Here is an 18331-nt window from a genome sequence, read left to right on the forward strand (position 1 = left end):
CTTGTTACCGGGGTGTCATCGCCCGTTTCTGCAAAGTCCTTGTCACCGTAAATCTGATTTTCTTTCCGTGTAATTTCTTCTACGTCTTTTAGGAATACCTTCAGTTTTTCATCCAGTTTCTTTTCATTTTTCTCTACGGCTCTTTTCCAGACGAAGGTATATTTATTTGCGGCACTTTCAATTTTTGTTCCGTCAACGAAATATTTTTCTAGGCTGACATAACCTTTTCTGCTCAGAAGCTTCACTGTCGATACAAATATTTCTTCGATTGAGTCTTTCAGCTTTTCACTGCGGAATGTGTTAATCGTTCTGAAGTCAGGTTTCTGGAATCCTGTTAGCCACATCACGTTTACATTCTCGCGGCACTGCTTCGCTATCATTCTTGAAGAATAGGTTCCCGTCATGTAGCAGTAAATCAATACTTTAAGCAGCATGACCGGATTGTATCTGCTTGCTCCGCCACCTTTTGTGTTTCGTGCAAACACTTCTTCAATTTCGAGTTCATCTACTGTTTTGCTGACAATTCTTACAAAATGATTTTGTGGAACCAGTTCGTCCAGACTTGGTGGCAGCAGCCACTGCTCGCCCTGGTTATATGGTTTGTATGTGATTTTATCGCTTACGCCTCTGCTCATATTTAAATTTTAGCAGATTTGAATTCACTTGTAAATTTAAAATAATTGGGGCTGCCCATTTCTTTTTGGACAGCCCCATTTTTTTACTCGTTAATCAAATCTACTAATTTTTCTGCAGTAAAGCCGAAGTGCTCAGCTACTTTTTTAGCAGGACCTGATTCGCCGAATCTGTCGATTGTAAACAAATCTTTTTTGTTTGAAACATAAGCTTCCCAGCCGGTTTTTACACCTGCTTCTGCAACGATTACACGTTTTGCTCCGCCAAGAATTGACTTCTGGAAATCTTCGCTCTGAGCTTCAAACAGATTTTTATCGAGAACAGAAACAACGCGGACTGATTTGCCGCTTACTTTTGAAGCTGCCTCCAAAGCCATGTTGACTTCTGAACCTGTTGCAACAATTGTAACATCCGGAGTTTCGCTTCCTGTTTTTACAATGTATGCGCCATTTTTGATTGTTTCACGCCAGTTTTTGTCTTCCTTTGCATAAACAGGAACATTCTGACGGGTTAAGGCAAACAAAACCGGATGATCTTTTGCTTCCATTGCGATATGCCATGCAGCAACAGTTTCTTCGGCATCACCCGGGCGCAATACCTGAAGATTAGGAATTGAGCGGAGTGAAGAAAGCTGCTCGATTGGCTGATGTGTCGGACCGTCTTCTCCAAGGTAAATTGAATCGTGTGTAAGGTCGTAGATTACAGGCTGCTTCATTAATGCTGCAAGACGGATTGAAGGACGCATATAATCAGAGAATACAAGATAGGTAGCACAGAACGGACGAACGCCGCCGTGAAGAGCCATTCCTGCACATTCTGAAGCCATACCAAATTCACGGATACCAAATTCGATAGAACGTCCGGCACGGTTTTCTGGAGTGTATGTTCCGCCGTCGCATTTCATTCCTGATTTATTTGAACCCTTAAGGTCAGCCGAACCGCCTGCGAGGTAAGAATAGCGCAGACCCATTGCAGAAATCATGTCGCCTGAAGCAGTTCTAGTTGCAACTGATTTTCCTACTTCGTAAACAGGATCTTCAGCAGTACCGTCTGCTGTAAACTCGTAAGAAGCTTTCCACTGCTTTGCAAGTTCAGGATTTTCTTTTGACCAGGCATCGAATTCTGCATTCCAGTCTGATTCACGTTTTGCAAATTCAGCCTTTTTAGTTTCGAAATAAGAAAGTGCTTCCGGATCAATCTGGAAGAATTTTTCCGGATCAAGTCCGAGATTAATTTTTGTCTGAGCAACATCAGCATCTCCCAAAGGTTCACCGTGAACAGAAGGAGTTCCCTGCTTTGGAGCAAATTTGCCGATTGTAGACTTAAGCATGATAAGAGTAGGTTTATTTGTTTCTTTTTTTGCTTTTTCAACAAGGGAAACAAGTTTTTTAACATCGTACATATCACCTTTTAAGACCTGCCAGCCGTAAGCTTCGTAACGTTTAGCAATATCTTCTGTGAAAGTAATGTCTGTAGAACCGTCGATAGAGATTTTATTCTGATCGTAGAAAACGATGAGCTTGCCTAATTTGTTGTGACCTGCAAAAGAACATGCTTCAGAAGAAACACCTTCTTCAAGACAGCCTTCACCAACAAGGGCATAAGTATAGTGATTAACGATTTTATGGTTAGCTGTATTATATTTTGCTTCAAGCATGCTTTCTGCCAGAGCCATACCAACAGCAAGTGCAACACCCTGACCAAGCGGACCTGATGTATTTTCTACACCGTCTGTAATTCCGTATTCCGGGTGACCACAGCAGACAGAACCAATCTGCCGGAAATTTTTAATGTCATCGAGACTTACTTTGTATCCTGCCAGGTGAAGAATAGAATACAAAAGCATTGAGCCGTGTCCAGCTGATAGAACGAAACGATCTCGGTCAGCCCACTTTGAGTTGGCCGGATTGTGTTTTAAAATTTCTCCGTACAAAACAGCAGCAAGTTCTGCACAACCAAGCGGCAATCCCGGATGACCAGAATTGGCTTTCTGAATGGCATCGATAGACAAACTGCGAATCGATTTTGCAACAGCAGCAATTTTTTTACAGTCCATAAAAACCCTACCTTGAAAAAAAATTATATTTAAGTCATTTTAGAGCAAAATGCTTTAAATGACATTAAATCTGTTTTTTTTCACCTTATCCAGAGCAGAAATGAGAAGAGGTTTGATGTCTTCAAAGTTCATTTCCATTCCTTCAAGGGAAAGCTCCATTGCACAGGCTTCATCTTCTTCACAATCACTGTCATCAGAAAGAATTTCAAGCATGTGAGAAATATGTGAATATAATTGCGAAAGTGTAACAAGTTCCTGCTGAGGAAGCTGATCAATTTCTTTATTATCACAATCTAATTCACAAACAAGTGAACCAACCTCTGTGAAAAGATTTAAGGCTCTATGCCGGAGGGCACCATTCTCAAAATCAGCAAACCAGTTATAATTTTTGCGAAGTATAGCATTTCTATTTGTGATTTGCAATGTAAGCATATCTTTCTCTTCTTTTGAAAGAGGTATTTCATGCGGAATCAATTTGTCTATTACTTCTTCGATATTATCTTTTTTTTCATAAAGCTGGTCTTTTAAGTAACAGTCTATCAAATAGTCAGGAAGAACAAAGAATGGGATTACCCTGCCCTTCTGCTCTTTTAAATCCTCGTTCCATTTACCTACAGCAGGAACATCCTGACCTTTAAACCATAAACGAGTTTCAACTCCAAACAACTCCATTCCGACTTTTTTGGAAATGCTTAAAAACTCATGAACAGAACCGCAGTTAGGTACGCACAATTCCCTTCGATGCTCATAAAAAACATTTGCAAGCTGTTCTTCAATTGAAGAACAGGGACCCATTCTGTCAAAACTTTCAAGCAGTGCATCTTCAAGAATTTCATACCATCGCTGTCTTTCAACATCTTCATTACTGATTTGAAGTGCATTTAATTTGTGAGTGAGTATTGGAATAATTTCGATTATTCCTTTGTCCCAGTCATAAACCCGGCATAAAATCCTGTCACCATATTTGAAATCAACCTTATCAAACACCGGTTCAAGAGATATTCCTGTAAGGTTCATTTTGAAAGGAAGTTCAAAGCCATTTTCGGCAATATGAAGATTTTTGCAGGCAGGATCAGAGCTTATATACTGGGCAGAAAATTCATCACCATACAGACAAAATAAATCACGTGCAACATTACAGTCCGTTGAAAACAGCTTTTGAGGAAGTTTTTGCCCAAGAAATTCAAAATCCAGTGAATAGGAAAGCATATCAAAATCAACGAAAGGCATTAACCTGTCGCCGGGAACAAAAAGTTTCTGATCGATTTCGCGTTTTGTCGGCATAAAACTAAAAATCTGATTTGTAAAAGAAGCAGCTCTGGTTATATACATTCTTTTCTGAAGTGAAAAAGCCCTGCCGTCATTATCCAGGAAATCTACAAGTTCAGCTAAAGTAATTTTGTGCCCAAGCCCGCAAAGCATGGCTAACAAATCTTTTGCAGAAAAAGGCATTGGATAAGTTCTGAGAAAGTTAGTTAAAAAATTTTCAATAGAAACACTCACTATATAAAGATAACGGAATTTTACTGAAAAGCAAAGAGAGAAAACAAAAAGTTACGGCTTATAAATAAAAACCGTGCATTTTGACCAGAAAAAAGCATTACAAAAACAAAAACTGTGTCATTATAACACACTTATAAAAGACATTTTGACGCAAAAAGCAATTTTTTACTGAATTAACGGACTTCCTGAGATAAATTCTGGAAAATTATTGCTGAAAAAAAAGTTGGCACGCTTTTTGCTTAATTCTTAGTGTCAGAATTAAAAAACTGACGAAAAAAAATTAAATATTATCTGGCTTAAGACCAGAGAGGAGTAAATTATGAACGCACTTTCACTTTTTAACGACTGGCTCAACAACGATTACTACGGAACTTCAGGCTGCTACGGAAATTCAGTATCAACTCCAGATGTTGATGTAACAGAAAACAAAGATTCTTACATCCTCGATATGGATTTACCTGGTCGCACAGAAAACGATGTTAATCTTGAATTGAATGAAGGAGTTCTTACGATTGCTTCTTCTTCTGAGAAAAATGAAACCAAACAGATTGAAGATAAATCAGAAGAAAAAAAGGAAAACGAAAAACCACAGTTCCTTCTTCGTGAACGCCGCCGCACTTCTTTCCGCAGAAGCTTTACACTTCCAAAAGACATTGATGCAGAAGGCGTAACTGCCGGATTTAAGAACGGCGTTTTGACAGTCCGAATCCCTCGTAAGCCGGAATCAGCTCCACGAAAAATTCAGATTAACATAGCTTAAAACGCCATTCATTTCACGACAAGGGGCTGCCCGAAAATAAAGGACAGCCCCTTAATTTTTTCTGCGCTGCTTTCGTGCAGAAACTTTACCGGATATCTTTAATTTCACCGCCCAGAGTGCTTAAAACATTCCGGACTTTTTCTTTATCCATACCGATGATTTTGAATGTGATGATTCGCTTGCTTACGTCACTTCCGTCAGCTGTAATAAACGAGACGATTTTGCCCTTTTCATCGGCAATTGCTTTGCTGATTTTTGCAAGCACACCGCAGTCATCGCTTACTTCTAAAGAAGCACGTACACCGTCATATCGAAGGCCGAACATATCGACGACAGTTTTAAAAAGGTCAGACTTTGTAAGAATTCCTGAAAGAACTTCGCCGTCAAGAACAATTACGCTTGAAATTCCTTTTTCTGCCATGAGCTTTGCTGCTTCTTCAATTGTGGCATCTTTTTGAATCGTAATCGGATTCTTTTTCATTACCTTTTCGACAGTCATTTTTGAAAGAAGATAGCTGAGTTCGTAAATATCAAGTGTAGTAGCCTCACTCGGCATAGTTTTTTTGAGGTCAGTTTTGGTAATTACACCTACAAGCTTTCCGGAATCATCAAGAACAGGCACTTTAGTAATCTGCTCTCTGTCCATTGTGCTCTTTACGTTTGAAATCAGTTCCTTCGGGTTTGTGTAAACCGGATTTTTGGTCATAAAGTCCTGTACAATCATAACGTTCTCCTCGTCTTTTATATAATAGCACAGATTTTGGGAATTTAACAGAAATTTTTATGTCAACAACCACTTCCACATGGGAACAACCCTCACTTTTATGCCATTGTAATCAAGTTCTGCCTCTTCGCTGTTGCTTAAAATCAGGCACTGTGCTTCCGGCATGAACTTCCTTAATTTTATAAACGCATTTAGTTCGCGCTCTTTTGTGTCCAAGTTATCCAGTGCGTTGTAGCAGACCTGAATCGCAAGATTCGGCTCGGGCACATAAAAGTCTATCTCAACATTGCTTTCAAAGTAATAGACATTCTCTGTCCCGTATCTTCGGATTAATTCGACCGCAACAAGATTTTCAAGCTGTGCTGTATCAGAATTTATTGTAAGAAGAGCGAGAAGTCCAGTATCCATAAAATAGTATTTTGGAGCAGTTTCTTTATCCACGAGTTTTGCCGCATAATTTTGAATTGAAAACAACAGGTAAGCATCGGTAATATATCCCATATAATTGATTACGGTCTGCTTCCCGATTGCTGAGCCGGCACTTTTCAGGTCAGTCTCTTACTTCTGCATTACATTCTTTATGTCTTAATTTTAAAAATAAATCTGACCTTGAAGTTTCTTTTTTCTTTAAGGATGAAGTTTCCCAACTTTTAGACTCTGACTCACTTTCCGACTTGCAAAAACTGAGCATTTACCGCATTGTGCAGGAATCGCTTACAAATATTCAGAAGCATGCAGGACCGTGTGAAGTTTCGGTCTTTGCCCGAAAAAACTATAAAAATGAACGGGGGGGGTATACATATATATAGAAGATGACGGAAAGGGCTTTATTCCTGAAAATCATACCGTCTCAGACAAATCTTCTCACTTCGGCTTAAAAGGAATAAAAATACGTGCAGCTCAGACGGGTGGCACGTTTTCTGTTTTTTCTGAATCCGGCATTGGCACGAAAATTCAGCTTTTTATTCCTCTGGAGGTTTTTGAAAAATGAAAACTTTCTTTGTCAAGGATTGTGGTGTATTCAATGCATTCGGCCGGAAGCATTGTGAGTGCGGCTTTTGAAGCGGGCTGTGACGGCTTTGTTTCCAAAATGAACAATGAAGTGGAACTTAAAAACGCTCTGGAAAATACCGCTGAGGGTAAGCGTTTTGTTGATCCCGATGTCGCCCCGAATCTTGTTCTTTTTGAAAAAACGCTTTCCCAGTTCACCCCGCGCGAAAACGAAATTTTGCGCCTGATTTTGCAAAATAAATCAAATATTCAGATTGCAGAAGAGCTCAAAATCAATAAGCGTACCGTCGAAAACACAATCAGCCGTATTTACAATAAAACAGGATTTTCAAGTCATGAAGAGCTGATTGAAAATTTTGGCAAAGGGAATGTTTAACCGCCTAAGTACGCCTTTTTTACGCTTTCATCGTGAATCATATCCTCTGAATTACCCGAAGAAGCAACTTCGCCGGTTTCAAGAATGTACACACGGTTTGCGATGCTCATTGCTTTGAAAGCGTTCTGTTCAACCAAAAGGATTGTTGTTCCCTCTTTGTTGATTTTCTGAATAATGTCAAAAATTTCGTCTACTAAAATTGGCGCCAGACCCATGCTTGGCTCGTCGAGCAGTAAAAGTTCCGGTTTTGACATCAAACCGCGCCCCATTGCAAGCATCTGCTGCTCACCGCCGGAAAGAGTTCCTGCAAGCTGCTTTACACGCTCCTTTAACCGCGGAAAAAGCTCGTAAACATGCTCCAAATCGGCTTTGATTCCAGCCTTGTCCTTACGAAGATAGGCTCCCATCTCAAGATTTTCTTTTACAGTAAGATTTGCAAAAACACGCCTTCCTTCCGGAACATGAATGAGTCCCGCTTTTACGATTTTATCAGCACCAAGATTTGTGATATCCTCGCCCTTAAAAGTGACGCTGCCACTCTGTTTTTTAATCAGATTTGAGATTGAATGAAGCGTTGTCGTTTTTCCCGCGCCGTTTGCTCCAATCAGCGAAATAATTTCGCCTTTTTTTACATCGAAGCTGATTCCCCTAAGGGCCAGAATCGAGCCGTAAGAGACAACCAAATCTTTAACATCAAGCATTATTTCTGCCATTATTTTCCTCCAGCCGCTTCCGCTCCAAGATATGCCTTAATAACTTCCGGGTTCTGCTGAATTTCTTCCGGTTTTCCGCTTGCTAAAACACGGCCGTAGTTTAAGACGTAGAGCCGTTCGCAGATTCCCATTACGAGTTTCATATCGTGTTCAATCAAAAGAATTGTTAAATGGAATTCTTTGCGAATGAACGAAATAAGTTCCATCAGTTCTTTTGTTTCCTGAGGGTTCATGCCGGCAGCAGGTTCATCTAGAAGCAAGATTTGCGGCTGACTTGCCAAAGCACGGCAAATTTCAAGTTTTCGCTGCTCGCCATACGGAAGATTTTTTGCAAGTTCGCCTTCTTTTTCACGAAGTCCAAAAAGTTTAAGCAAACTTCGAACCCGGTTTGTCATCATCAGTTCGTCTTTACGGAATTTTGGAGTGCGGAACAGAATATGCAGCGGATTTGCCTTTCTCTGAGCGTGCATTGCAATGCGCACATTGTCGGCTACAGTAAGATTTCCGAAAAGACGGATATTCTGAAATGTACGCGCAATTCCGATTTTATTGAGCTGGGCAGGAGTCATTTTGTTTACGATGTGAAGCATATTGTTTCTGCCTACGTATGTAATCTGACCGCCTGTTGGTGTGTAAACGCCTGAAAGCATATTGAATACAGTTGTTTTTCCTGCGCCGTTCGGACCGATTAAACCTACAAGCTCGCCTTTTTTAAGCTCAAGATTTAAATCGCTTACAGCACGAAGTCCGCCGAATACGATTGAAATGTCAGAAGTCTGCAAGATTATTTTATCACTCATTATAAAATTCCTGAAATTCATTATGCATCAGCAAAAACTTTGCCGTCTTCAAGGGTAATTTGAAGTTTTGTATATTCACTGTGGAAATCATTTTTTAATCGATTTAAATATCTTTCACATTCCCATTTGCACATTGGAAGATCATGAAGAAGATAATTTCCACACGCTTCAGGACGGTTTGCAGGAACTTCATTTTGTGTCAAAATCCATTCCAGACACTCAATCGTAAGGGAGCGCATATCCTGAACAGTGTATTTTCCTGTCATAATGATGTACATGCCTGTAAGACAGCCCATCGGACCGACATAAACTACATCTTCCTTTACCTTTGAATTACGGAACCAGGTTGCCATAAGGTGCTCAATACTATGAATTGCGGCCGGAGAAACAGCCGGTTCCTTATTTGGCTCTGTGATTCTTAAATCATAGGTCGTAAAACCTTTATCTTCACGCGAAATATAAATTCCAGGCTTTAATTTTGTGTGATCAATTGTAAAACTTTGAATAACTTCCATAATATTACTCCTCTGAACTGACTGATTGTTTTATTTTCTTAGAACGAATTTTCTTTACCAGAGCCGGAAGACCGTCCCAGCATTTTATGAACGAAAGTTCTTTCATGCCGAGTAAACCCTGCGGACGGAAAAGCATTACTAAAATTAAAATAACCGGATACAAAAGCAGGCGGTAATTCTGCATAAAGCGAAGGAATTCCTGCATGTAGGTAAGAACAAATGCTGCCAGAACAGAGCCTGTAATGCTTCCCATGCCGCCAAGAACAACGAAAATAAGTGCGTTGATTGAGTTATTAAATGAAGCAAGTTCCGGTTTAATAAGACCGATAAACGGAGCGTAGAGCGCACCACCAATTCCGCCGATAAATGCAGCCACAACAAAACCAATCATTTTGTATTTGAATACGCTGACACCATTTGAATTTGCAGCAATTTCGTCTTCACGTACTGCCATAATAGCCCGCCCGTAACTTGAGCGCAAAAAATTCTGCAGAAGAACGATAATTACAACCAGCATTCCGATGATTACAAGATAAGAAAGACTTGCTCCCCAATCCAGGCTGTCGCGCAAAAATGAAAATTTAAAGCTCTTTCCGTTCGGACCGCCCGTAATTCCCTTTAAGTTTACAAGAACTACACGCACAATTTCACCGAAAGCAAGAGTTACAATTGCAAGATAGTCGCCTTCAAGTTTGAGGGTCGGAAAACCAATCAAAAATCCGAAGAAAGCCGCTACAACCGGAGCGATAACCATTGCAACAGGAAGAGAAACGCCTAAATCCTGAGCTAAAATCATCGTTGTGTATGCACCGACAGCTTCAAAAGCACACTGCCCGAGCGTAAGCTGACCCGTAATTCCGCTTACAACATTTACGGAAATTGCCATAATCGCATTGATTCCTGCCAGCGTAATTACATAAGCTGTATACGCATTGATAACATTTGCTTTTATGAGAAGAAAAGGAACCACAATCGCAAAGACAGCAATGCCTGTTAAAATCAAAGTGTTTCTAGTCTGAATATTCTTCATTTGTAAAGCCTCCCCTAAACCTTGACCCGAACTTTCTTTCCGAGAAGACCAGCCGGTTTAACAAGCAGAATCAAAATCAGAATACAGTAAGAAATTGCATCTGCATACTGAGGAGCCGGGAAGTAAGCTTTGACCATTGTTTCGGCGATTCCTAAAATCATGCCACCAACCATAGCACCCGGAATTGAACCGATTCCGCCCAAAACTGCTGCAACGAACGCTTTAAGGCCTGGAATATACCCCATCATCGGGTCAATCTGAGGATAAGCCGTTGCATACAAAACACCGCCGGCACCTGCCAGAACCGAACCGATTACAAAAGTGAGCGTGATGATTCGGTTTACGTTGATTCCCATAAGGCTTGAAGCGCCCAGATCGAAAGAAACAGCCTTCATTGCCTTTCCGACTTTTGTATAATTGACGATGTAATTTAAAATCACCATGAGAACTGCACTCAAAACAATTACGATAAGCTGAATATTTGAAATTGAAACAAGCCCGAACGAAAAATTAACTGTTTCCATTGTAGGATACTGACGCGGATTCGGACCTACAAAAGGCAGAATCCGCATGATGTTCTGCAGAATAAGCTCAATTGCGATTGCCGTAATTAAAGAATTAAGGCGTGGAGCAGACCTGAGCGGGCGGTATGCAACCCGTTCAATCAAAATGATTAAAAGAGCGCAGGTGACCATTGCCGCAACAAAAGCAAGACTCATACCGAGTGCTGTACAACCAAGAGCACCAAGCACAAAATAGCCGGCATAGGCTCCAATCATCATTACATCGCCATGGGCAAAGTTAATCAGCTTTACGATTCCATAGACCATGGTGTAGCCGAGAGCAATCAGTGCATAAATGCTTCCGAGTGAAAGACCATTTACGAACTGCTGAACAAAAATAGAGGCAGAGTTCAAAATTTCCTCCAGAGAAACGCCGGTAAATCCCAGCTTAATAACATTTTTCCTCCATATTTTAATTTAAAATAAAACAGCCCGCAATATACAATTACGGGCTGTTTTATTTGAATTCAGCTTTTAAAATCTGAATTACGGATTTACTGTTGCATTGTAAACTGTTGTAAGTTTTCCTTCAGAATTTTTTACAAGTTCAACAATTACAGCACCTTTTACAGGATTGTGTTTTTCATTGAATGTAAGATGACCAGTTACATAGTCACCGTTTGTTGCTTCCAGAGCAGCTCTTACAGCTTCTGAATCTGCACTTCCTGCCTTTTCAATTGCATCCCGAAGCATATAGATTGAATCATAACCCAAAGCTGCAAATGAAGTTGGAGTAAGAGTGTATTTTTCTTTGTAATTTTTTACAAAATTCTGAACCTTTTCTTCTGTTGAATCAGCTGCATAGTGATTTGAATAGAATCCGTTAAGAACTTCATCGCCTGCATTTTCTGTAAGACCATCCCATCCGTCAGCACCAACGATTGGTGTTGTGATACCCTGTGCACGAAGCTGTTTTGCAATAAGAGCAACAGTGCCATAGTAATCAGGAAGATAAACAACATCAGGATTTGCATTTTTGATTTTTGTAAGCTGAGCATTGAAATCTTTATCACCAGTCTGATATGACTCAACTGCAGCAATCTTACCGCCGTTTGCTTCAAAAGCAGCTGTGAAATTTTCTGACAAACCTACAGAATAGTCGTTTCCAATATCGTAAAGAATGGCTGCATTTTTTGCACCCAGATTTTCAGCAGCGAATTTTCCACCGACAGTTCCCTGGAAAGGATCATCATAACAGGCACGGAAAATAAAATTTCCTGCATCTGTTACAGCCGGTGCAGTTGCAGCAGGTGCAATCTGAACGATTTTCTGAGCCTGAGCAAGCGGACTGATTGCAATCGCACATCCGGAAGTAAGTGAACCGACGATAATTTTAGCACCATCTTTTGTAACAAGTTTTTTATAAGCAGAAACTGATTTTTCCGGCTGACCTTCATCATCTTCTGCGATAAGTTCCAGAAGCTGACCGTTTACACCACCAGCTGCATTAATTTCGTTTACAGCAAGTTCGATTCCATTTTTACAGTCACCGCCATAAACAGCATAGTTTCCTGAAAGTGGTCCGATTGAACCGATTTTAATAGTAGAACTCTTTGAGTTACATCCAGCAAAAGCAAGGGCTGCAGCAGAAACAACTGCCAAAGCTTTTAACATTTTCATCTAGTGCCTCCACACATTTTTATGAAAACAATTTTAATGAAACATAAAAACTTTGTCGATAACTGCAATTTAATTGAAAAAACTACAGTTTTTTCCAGTCACTTACAATAAAAACACCGTCTTTTAAGATCTGAAATCCATTTTTTTGAGAATTATCAATCTGCCCCGTAAGTTCAAGCATATTTCCCTGTTCTGCTTCAATATCTTTTAAAGTAAATTTTGAACCTTCTTCAACCTGCAGAGTGTATACATATCCGTCAACAGTTTCAAAACCGGCAAATTCAACAGGCGCATTTCCATAATAATTAATAAAACCTACAGCAACCTGAGGTGCACGGCCGCCAAAACAAAAAACTGCCTGCTCAGTCAGAAATAAAGCTGAAATCAGGCAAAAAACTTTTTTAACAGACATTTTTCTATTCTCCAGAAATTACTCAAATCATTATACATCATAATTATTTTTATTCTACATAAACATAAATGAGTAAACCAGAATTTGTCAGTCCAGAATCAGAATTAAAGCTGATTGTTACTGATTCAGAATTTACCCTGCCGAATTCTTTTAAAAGCATTCCGTATGAAGAAGGAACGTCGTTAATTTTCTGATTAGCAAATACCGGAAGTTCTTTTTTAGCAAAGCAGGAAGTTACGAATTCAGCAAAAAGAGTATTGAAAGTGTAAGAAGTTCCATTCAAAGCATTCACTGCTGAAACAATACAGCTGTTGTTTGCTTTACCATTAGACATCATTTCCTTAATAAGAGCTGTACCGCCAAAATTTCTTGTAAGCCATGCACCAAAAGCATAAGCATTTGCATAAGCCTGAGCAGTATTGTTAAAAGCCCGGATTCCGTAGCTGTAATAACCGCGGATAAAGTGAGGAAGACGGTGCTTTGGAGAATCACTGTCTTTAATTGAAAGATGGCTCTGAAGCATATCTTCACAAAGCATAGACATCATTTCATTGAAGTTTGTGTCAGTTTTAATGCCTTTCATAGTTTTTACACCAAAATGAATCATATGCTGAAATTCATGTGCCAGAGTTGAAACAGTAAGATCGTATCTTGTTTTGCAGAACCATGAATCGATATAGAAAAATTTTCCTTCGTTTGAATGATCAATAGTAACATTTGAGAAAGCAAGGTGATTTTTATAGTAATCAATGCTTGAAAAAAATCCTACAACACCGTTATTACAGCCATATAAATCATACAAAACAATATTAACCTTTGTGCCGGTATTGTTTACATAATTCATATGAGTTTTCTGACCGCTTGTGCTTGTGTAGATTTCATTTGATTCCTGACCAAACACATTTCGAATCATCGGATAAATTGATTCAAATTTGCGGGCATAATCCGAAGCATACTTACGGCGGTTTTCATTCTGAATATATTTATCATCATCTGCAATCCAGACATTACAGATATCATTATAAGCCCAGAGAGTTGCACTTTTGAGAGTATAACCATTATTTGAGTCAGCCATAAAAATATTCTTTTTTGTGACGCCTTCTTCATATTTAAGCTCAGGAACAGCGATATTTGCAATAATTCTTGCTTTTTCTGAAGAAGATTTATCAAACTCTGGTTCAAAATCATATTCCTGAACCGTAGTGATTTCATCATCATAGAAAACTTCAGCTTCTTCAATTTCTTCTGACTGAACAGCTGCAGAGCGGGCAGACGTACCGTTTGCATAGCGGACTAAATCTTTTGAAACAGATTTAGAAGTTGTATTTACAACTGCATAATAGATTTTTTTGCCCTTAACTGAGCCTGAGAGAGTAAGATTTTCTGTTGAAGCGTCAACAACATAAGCTGCCTTTTTTGAGGTAACTTCATAAGAAACAGAATTTGATGGGGTTAAAATTGATGCTGCAGGCTCATTTTCTGTGTATTCTTCGTATTCCTCAACAGGAATAACCTCACAAGCCGACAAAAGAAGTGCAGCAATACAGACAAAAAGTAATTTCTTCATAAACAAATGCTCCTAACCAGTGCGCTGTTGCGCGAAACCACTTTTTGACTGACTTAGTTATGGAACAATTTTGTTTAATGTTTATGAATCATTACTTAATAACGATATTTGTATTATACTGCATGTAAATTAAAAATCAAGTTTTTTTTGAAAAAAATGTAATTTTTTTTGTATTATTCCGACAAAATGGAGAATTTTTATGAATATTTGTCTTTTTACACCGGAAGAAATCAATAATCCGCTTAAAAAATCAGATGAACGGGCCAAACATATAATTAAAGTGCTTCATAAACAGCCTGGCGAAACCTTCGATGCCGGAATAATCGGCGGAGCAGCAGGCATAGCTGTGATTACCAATATCTCTGAAGACGGAGAAATTTCTTTTAGCTTTGAACCAAAATCCGCAGGTAAAAAGCTCTATCCTCTTACGCTTATCATTGGTTTTCCGCGTCCAATTCAGCTCAGAAGACTTTTACGGGATGCAGCAGGTCTTGGCGTTCAAAAAATTATTCTCTGTGGTACGGATTTAACCGAAAAATCCTATCTTGAATCTAATGTCGTTTCAGATGGAAGTGCTTATAAAATGCTTTTAGACGGCACGGCACAGGCAGCAAGTACCCATGTTCCTGTTCTTGAAGTTGCGCGCACTCTGGATGATGTACTAAAAACAACAGATGATACAGCCTCAAAAATTGCACTTGACAATAGAAGAGCTTCTTCTTCTCTTCATGATTTTTTACTGCATGAAGGTGCTCATTCTGTAATTGCTGCAATCGGAAGTGAACGCGGCTGGACTGAACGTGAACGGGATTTACTGGAAAAGGCAGGTTTTACACTCTGCTCAATGGGTATCCGTGTTCTCCGCACAGAAACAGCTGCAACTGTGGCAGGTTCAATCATTCTGGATTCAATGGGCTTCCTTCAATAGGTAATATATATTTTCCCAATCATAACACAAATATTCATCTTTAAAAAACAAAAAGCCGCCCTCGTTTTGAGAGCGGTTTTTCTGCTTTTAAGCAGCGGTCTGGCTTATCGGAGCAAGCTCAATACAGACTGTGACTGCTGGTTTGCCTGAGCAATCATAGCTGTTCCTGCCTGCTGGAGGACCTGGTTCTTTGTGAAGTCTACCATTTCCTTAGCCATATCAGTATCACGGATGCGTGATTCAGAAGCCTGGAGGTTTTCAGCACCGATGTCGAGACCTACAACTGTTTTCTCGAGGCGGTTCTGGTAAGCACCCAAATCAGCGCGCTGTTTATTAATCTTTTTCAAAGCTTCATCCAAAGTTCCGATTGCGCGGTTAGCTTCGTCTGGAGTTTCGAGAGACATAATCTCTTCGTTTCCAACATTGCGGAGTCCGAGAGCACCAGCTGTCATTGTACCAATGTAAGCCTGAGTTCTCTGGTCCATGTTAGCACCAACGTGGAACCACATAGAAGCTGTTACTGTGTTTTCACCAGTTGAGCGGGCAAAGCGGCCTGTCAAGAGGTTCATACCGTTGAACTGAGCCTGTGAAGCGATTCGGTCAACTTCAGCGATGAGCTGAGAAACTTCAACCTGAATCTGCATGCGGTCTTCGTCAGTGTAGATACCGTTTGAAGACTGAACTGCAAGTTCGCGGATTCGCTGAACGATGTCAGTTGTTTCCTGAAGGTATCCTTCTGTTGTCTGGATGAATGAAATAGCGTTCTGAGCATTTTCAGAAGCTTTGTTCATACCACGAATCTGAGCACGCATTTTCTCAGAAACAGCAAGTCCCGAAGCGTCATCACCAGCACGGTTGATTTTCATACCTGATGAAAGTTTTTCCATGTTTTTGGTGTTGTTCAGCTCTGTAAGACCTGTTGAACGCTGTGCAAACATTGCACTCATGTTGTGATTAATAACCATAGTGTATCTCCTTATATTACTATCTGGTTTTGCTCGACAGGTCTTCAGCTTTGAAACCTGTTGCCTGTGGGGGTACGCCCTACAATTATAATTTCGGACTTTGAAAAATTTACTTAAGCAAAATTTTCAATTTTTTTTAATTTTTTTTGATTTTTTTTGATTTTTTTTGATTTTTTTTGATTTTTTTTAAGTTTTTCTGCATAATTTATACATGATTATCTGTCCGGCACAGCATTTTGATATTTTTTCAATTATGAATATTGAACGACAGTCATTTATTCCTGCAATTCAGGAAAAAAAACGGGTCTTTGAGAAAAGGCTTAAAATTTTTCCTGAAGGTTTTCTGCTTCTTGCCGACTGCAGTGATGAAGTAATTTTAAAAAATAAAACTGCCCTGATCTGCGGCTATCTCTGTGCTGAAAGATGGGATGAACTGCCGGATTTTTCTAATATTGAATCAAAGAACAAAAAAGACTATAAAAAATCTCTCAGAAAAATCGAAAAACGTTTTGAACCTGGGCATAATCCGCTTTATACACACAAAAATGAAGGCCGTTTTCTGTATATTTCCTCATTTGCACTATTAAAAGAATACCGAACAAAAGGACTTGGAGAAAAATTTTTCAAAAATTCAGTTGCTGCCTTGTGCGGTTCAATGAAAACAATTGAAAAAATCGTGCTTTTGGTTAATGAAGAATGGAAAGGAGCACTTAAAATTTACGAAAAATTCGGCTTTTCAGAAATTTTCCGACTTCAGGACTTTTTTCCAACAATCCAGAAAAAACAAAAATCCGATGGCATTATAATGACCTGTGATGCAGAATGTTTCCGGAACATTGAATTCAATACAAGTGAAAATGATTTAAACGGGATTAAAATTTAGAGCAATTTTCAGTGTGATGAGGATTGTTCGCAGATAAAACCAGTAAAATTGAATAAGGGGAAAGAAATAATCTCCCCAAAAGAAAAAACCGCCCTTTTTCGAGGACGGTCTTAATCAGTTTATTTTACTGCTTTTTTAAGTTCTTCGGCTTTGTCTGTTTTTTCCCAGCTGAAGCCTTCGCGGCCAAAGTGACCGTAGTTGCTTGTCGCACGGTAAATCGGCTTACGTAAATCGAGTGTTTTTTCGATTCCGGCCGGAGTGCAGTCGAACACTTTTTTGACAGCTTCAGCAATTTTTGCATTCTCGACCTTTTCTGTGCCGAATGTTTCGACCATGATTGAAACCGGATGCGGAACGCCGATTGCATAAGAAAGCTGAATTTCTGCTCTGTCAGCAAGGCCGGCTGCTACGATGTTCTTTGCAATGTAGCGTGCCATGTAAGCTGCTGAGCGGTCAACTTTAGACGGGTCTTTACCGCTGAAAGCACCACCGCCATGACGGCCTGCACCGCCGTAAGTATCAACGATGATTTTGCGGCCTGTAAGACCTGCATCACCGTGAGGACCACCGACAACAAAGCGGCCTGTCGGATTGATGTAGTATTTTGTGTTCTGATCGAGAAGACCTGTAGGCTCAAGAACAGGCTTTACAATCTGCTCGATGATTGTTTTTTTGATTGTGTCGTAATCAACTTCAGGATTGTGCTGATGACTTACAACGACTGCATCGATTCGAACCGGCTTTTGGTTTTCATCGTACTCGATTGTAACCTGTGATTTTGAATCCGGACGAAGCCATGCAATTGTTCCGTTTTTACGGAGTTCAGCTGCCTTTTTAAGAATTTTGTGTGCATAAACAAGAGTTGCCGGCATGTATTCAGGAGTTTCGTTTGTTGCAAAGCCGAACATGATTCCCTGGTCGCCTGCACCCTGCTGACCTTCGTATTCTTTAAGGCCAGTTCCAACAACACCCTGATTGATATCCGGTGACTGTTTGTGGATTACGTTAAGAACTGCCATTGAATCAGCAGAAATTCCGTAGTCCTCGTCTGTGTAACCGATGTCGCGTACTACATCACGGACAATTTTCTGAACGTCGATTGAAGCATTTGTAGCGATTTCGCCGCCGACTAAAACCATGCCCGTAGTTGCATAAGTTTCGCACGCAACGTGAGATGAAGGATCGCCTGCAAGACAAGCATCAAGAATTGCATCAGAAACCTGGTCACAGAGTTTGTCCGGATGACCTTCGCTTACTGATTCAGATGTAAAT

Annotated in this window: 21 protein-coding genes; 6 read left to right on the top strand and 15 right to left on the bottom strand. The window is 39.8% G+C overall.

What is annotated here, in order from left to right:
• The 3 genes from ACKI5B_RS12235 to ACKI5B_RS12245 all read right to left on the bottom strand — a co-directional run.
• Positions 1–635: transposase (locus ACKI5B_RS12235; protein WP_407429167.1), on the bottom strand; the 635-nt coding region annotated here is incomplete at its 3' end.
• 83 nt (positions 636–718) lie between these two features.
• Positions 719–2689 carry a transketolase gene (gene tkt / locus ACKI5B_RS12240; RefSeq protein WP_407429169.1) on the bottom strand — a complete coding sequence of 657 codons (1971 nt, stop codon included), beginning with the start codon at positions 2687–2689 and terminating at the stop codon, positions 719–721.
• Between the two features lie 54 nt (positions 2690–2743).
• Positions 2744–4192, bottom strand: a complete 1449-nt coding sequence (locus tag ACKI5B_RS12245; RefSeq protein WP_407429171.1) for a hypothetical protein — start codon at positions 4190–4192, stop codon at positions 2744–2746.
• Between the two features lie 319 nt (positions 4193–4511).
• On the opposite strand from ACKI5B_RS12245, the gene ACKI5B_RS12250 reads away from it, so the two are divergent.
• Positions 4512–4952 carry an Hsp20/alpha crystallin family protein gene (locus tag ACKI5B_RS12250; protein WP_407429173.1) on the top strand — a complete coding sequence of 147 codons (441 nt, stop codon included), beginning with the start codon at positions 4512–4514 and terminating at the stop codon, positions 4950–4952.
• An 85-nt stretch (positions 4953–5037) separates the two neighbouring features.
• Here the strand turns inward: ACKI5B_RS12250 and ACKI5B_RS12255 are convergent, their stop codons facing one another.
• Together ACKI5B_RS12255 and ACKI5B_RS12260 are read right to left on the bottom strand one after the other, a co-directional pair.
• A complete protein-coding gene (locus ACKI5B_RS12255) occupies positions 5038–5676 on the bottom strand; it encodes a CBS domain-containing protein (protein WP_407429175.1) in 639 nt (212 codons plus the stop codon).
• Between the two features lie 57 nt (positions 5677–5733).
• Positions 5734–6177: a DUF4143 domain-containing protein gene (locus tag ACKI5B_RS12260; protein ID WP_407429177.1), complete on the bottom strand. Its 444-nt coding sequence runs from the start codon at positions 6175–6177 to the stop codon at positions 5734–5736.
• 26 nt (positions 6178–6203) lie between these two features.
• On the opposite strand from ACKI5B_RS12260, the gene ACKI5B_RS12265 reads away from it, so the two are divergent.
• From ACKI5B_RS12265 to ACKI5B_RS12275, 3 genes are read left to right on the top strand one after another with little or no spacing between them, the layout of a single operon-like run.
• On the top strand, positions 6204–6485 hold the full coding sequence (locus ACKI5B_RS12265) for a sensor histidine kinase (protein ID WP_407429179.1): 282 nt from the start codon (positions 6204–6206) through the stop codon (positions 6483–6485).
• Positions 6486–6505: 20 nt separating this feature from the next.
• The gene (locus ACKI5B_RS12270; protein ID WP_407429205.1) at positions 6506–6667 is read left to right on the top strand and encodes a hypothetical protein; all 162 of its coding nucleotides are present in this window, start codon (positions 6506–6508) and stop codon (positions 6665–6667) included.
• A gap of 33 nt (positions 6668–6700) precedes the next feature.
• Positions 6701–7063, top strand: coding sequence for a transcriptional regulator (locus tag ACKI5B_RS12275; RefSeq protein WP_407429181.1), 363 nt, complete (start codon positions 6701–6703; stop codon positions 7061–7063).
• On the opposite strand, the gene ACKI5B_RS12280 is transcribed toward ACKI5B_RS12275, so the two are convergent.
• The 8 genes from ACKI5B_RS12280 to ACKI5B_RS12315 form a co-directional block, all read right to left on the bottom strand.
• Complete coding sequence (locus ACKI5B_RS12280) at positions 7060–7764, bottom strand: ABC transporter ATP-binding protein (RefSeq protein ID WP_407429207.1); 705 nt, start codon at positions 7762–7764, stop codon at positions 7060–7062. The genes ACKI5B_RS12275 and ACKI5B_RS12280 overlap by 4 nt on opposite strands.
• Before the next feature lie 11 nt (positions 7765–7775).
• Entirely contained in the window at positions 7776–8576 is an 801-nt protein-coding gene (locus tag ACKI5B_RS12285; RefSeq protein WP_407429183.1) for an ABC transporter ATP-binding protein, read from the bottom strand.
• A 20-nt stretch (positions 8577–8596) separates the two neighbouring features.
• Positions 8597–9091 (bottom strand): S-ribosylhomocysteine lyase, encoded by a 495-nt coding sequence (locus tag ACKI5B_RS12290; RefSeq protein ID WP_407429185.1) that lies wholly within the window; start codon positions 9089–9091, stop codon positions 8597–8599.
• Positions 9092–9095: 4 nt separating this feature from the next.
• Positions 9096–10121 (bottom strand): branched-chain amino acid ABC transporter permease, encoded by a 1026-nt coding sequence (locus ACKI5B_RS12295; protein ID WP_407429187.1) that lies wholly within the window; start codon positions 10119–10121, stop codon positions 9096–9098.
• Positions 10122–10135: 14 nt separating this feature from the next.
• Entirely contained in the window at positions 10136–11038 is a 903-nt protein-coding gene (locus ACKI5B_RS12300; protein WP_407429189.1) for a branched-chain amino acid ABC transporter permease, read from the bottom strand.
• 132 nt (positions 11039–11170) lie between these two features.
• Complete coding sequence (locus tag ACKI5B_RS12305) at positions 11171–12304, bottom strand: ABC transporter substrate-binding protein (RefSeq protein WP_407429191.1); 1134 nt, start codon at positions 12302–12304, stop codon at positions 11171–11173.
• A gap of 82 nt (positions 12305–12386) precedes the next feature.
• Positions 12387–12716, bottom strand: a complete 330-nt coding sequence (locus ACKI5B_RS12310) for a hypothetical protein (protein ID WP_407429193.1) — start codon at positions 12714–12716, stop codon at positions 12387–12389.
• 49 nt (positions 12717–12765) lie between these two features.
• Complete coding sequence (locus ACKI5B_RS12315; RefSeq protein ID WP_407429195.1) at positions 12766–14283, bottom strand: M30 family metallopeptidase; 1518 nt, start codon at positions 14281–14283, stop codon at positions 12766–12768.
• A gap of 199 nt (positions 14284–14482) precedes the next feature.
• Between ACKI5B_RS12315 and ACKI5B_RS12320 the strand changes: the two genes are divergently transcribed.
• Positions 14483–15211 carry an RsmE family RNA methyltransferase gene (locus ACKI5B_RS12320; RefSeq protein ID WP_407429197.1) on the top strand — a complete coding sequence of 243 codons (729 nt, stop codon included), beginning with the start codon at positions 14483–14485 and terminating at the stop codon, positions 15209–15211.
• 104 nt (positions 15212–15315) lie between these two features.
• On the opposite strand, the gene ACKI5B_RS12325 is transcribed toward ACKI5B_RS12320, so the two are convergent.
• The gene (locus ACKI5B_RS12325) at positions 15316–16176 is read right to left on the bottom strand and encodes a flagellin N-terminal helical domain-containing protein (RefSeq protein ID WP_407429199.1); all 861 of its coding nucleotides are present in this window, start codon (positions 16174–16176) and stop codon (positions 15316–15318) included.
• 211 nt (positions 16177–16387) lie between these two features.
• On the opposite strand from ACKI5B_RS12325, the gene ACKI5B_RS12330 reads away from it, so the two are divergent.
• On the top strand, positions 16388–17059 hold the full coding sequence (locus tag ACKI5B_RS12330; RefSeq protein ID WP_407429201.1) for a GNAT family N-acetyltransferase: 672 nt from the start codon (positions 16388–16390) through the stop codon (positions 17057–17059).
• Positions 17060–17178: 119 nt separating this feature from the next.
• On the opposite strand, the gene metK is transcribed toward ACKI5B_RS12330, so the two are convergent.
• On the bottom strand, positions 17179–18331 hold a 1153-nt coding region (metK, locus tag ACKI5B_RS12335), incomplete at its 5' end, for a methionine adenosyltransferase (RefSeq protein WP_407429203.1).

The sequence above is a fragment of the Treponema sp. genome (assembly GCF_045657965.1).
GTDB lineage: Bacteria > Spirochaetota > Spirochaetia > Treponematales > Treponemataceae > Treponema_D.

Coding starts and splice junctions, on each gene's coding strand:
- tkt (WP_407429169.1), bottom strand. CDS start 2,689: ATGGACTGTAAAAAAATTGCTGCTGTTGCAAAATCGATTCGCAGTTTG.
- ACKI5B_RS12250 (WP_407429173.1), top strand. CDS start 4,512: ATGAACGCACTTTCACTTTTTAACGACTGGCTCAACAACGATTACTAC.
- ACKI5B_RS12255 (WP_407429175.1), bottom strand. CDS start 5,676: ATGATTGTACAGGACTTTATGACCAAAAATCCGGTTTACACAAACCCG.
- ACKI5B_RS12260 (WP_407429177.1), bottom strand. CDS start 6,177: ATGGGATATATTACCGATGCTTACCTGTTGTTTTCAATTCAAAATTAT.
- ACKI5B_RS12275 (WP_407429181.1), top strand. CDS start 6,701: ATGCATTCGGCCGGAAGCATTGTGAGTGCGGCTTTTGAAGCGGGCTGT.
- ACKI5B_RS12280 (WP_407429207.1), bottom strand. CDS start 7,764: ATGCTTGATGTTAAAGATTTGGTTGTCTCTTACGGCTCGATTCTGGCC.
- ACKI5B_RS12285 (WP_407429183.1), bottom strand. CDS start 8,576: ATGAGTGATAAAATAATCTTGCAGACTTCTGACATTTCAATCGTATTC.
- ACKI5B_RS12290 (WP_407429185.1), bottom strand. CDS start 9,091: ATGGAAGTTATTCAAAGTTTTACAATTGATCACACAAAATTAAAGCCT.
- ACKI5B_RS12295 (WP_407429187.1), bottom strand. CDS start 10,121: ATGAAGAATATTCAGACTAGAAACACTTTGATTTTAACAGGCATTGCT.
- ACKI5B_RS12305 (WP_407429191.1), bottom strand. CDS start 12,304: ATGAAAATGTTAAAAGCTTTGGCAGTTGTTTCTGCTGCAGCCCTTGCT.
- ACKI5B_RS12310 (WP_407429193.1), bottom strand. CDS start 12,716: ATGTCTGTTAAAAAAGTTTTTTGCCTGATTTCAGCTTTATTTCTGACT.
- ACKI5B_RS12315 (WP_407429195.1), bottom strand. CDS start 14,283: ATGAAGAAATTACTTTTTGTCTGTATTGCTGCACTTCTTTTGTCGGCT.
- ACKI5B_RS12320 (WP_407429197.1), top strand. CDS start 14,483: ATGAATATTTGTCTTTTTACACCGGAAGAAATCAATAATCCGCTTAAA.
- ACKI5B_RS12325 (WP_407429199.1), bottom strand. CDS start 16,176: ATGGTTATTAATCACAACATGAGTGCAATGTTTGCACAGCGTTCAACA.
- ACKI5B_RS12330 (WP_407429201.1), top strand. CDS start 16,388: ATGATTATCTGTCCGGCACAGCATTTTGATATTTTTTCAATTATGAAT.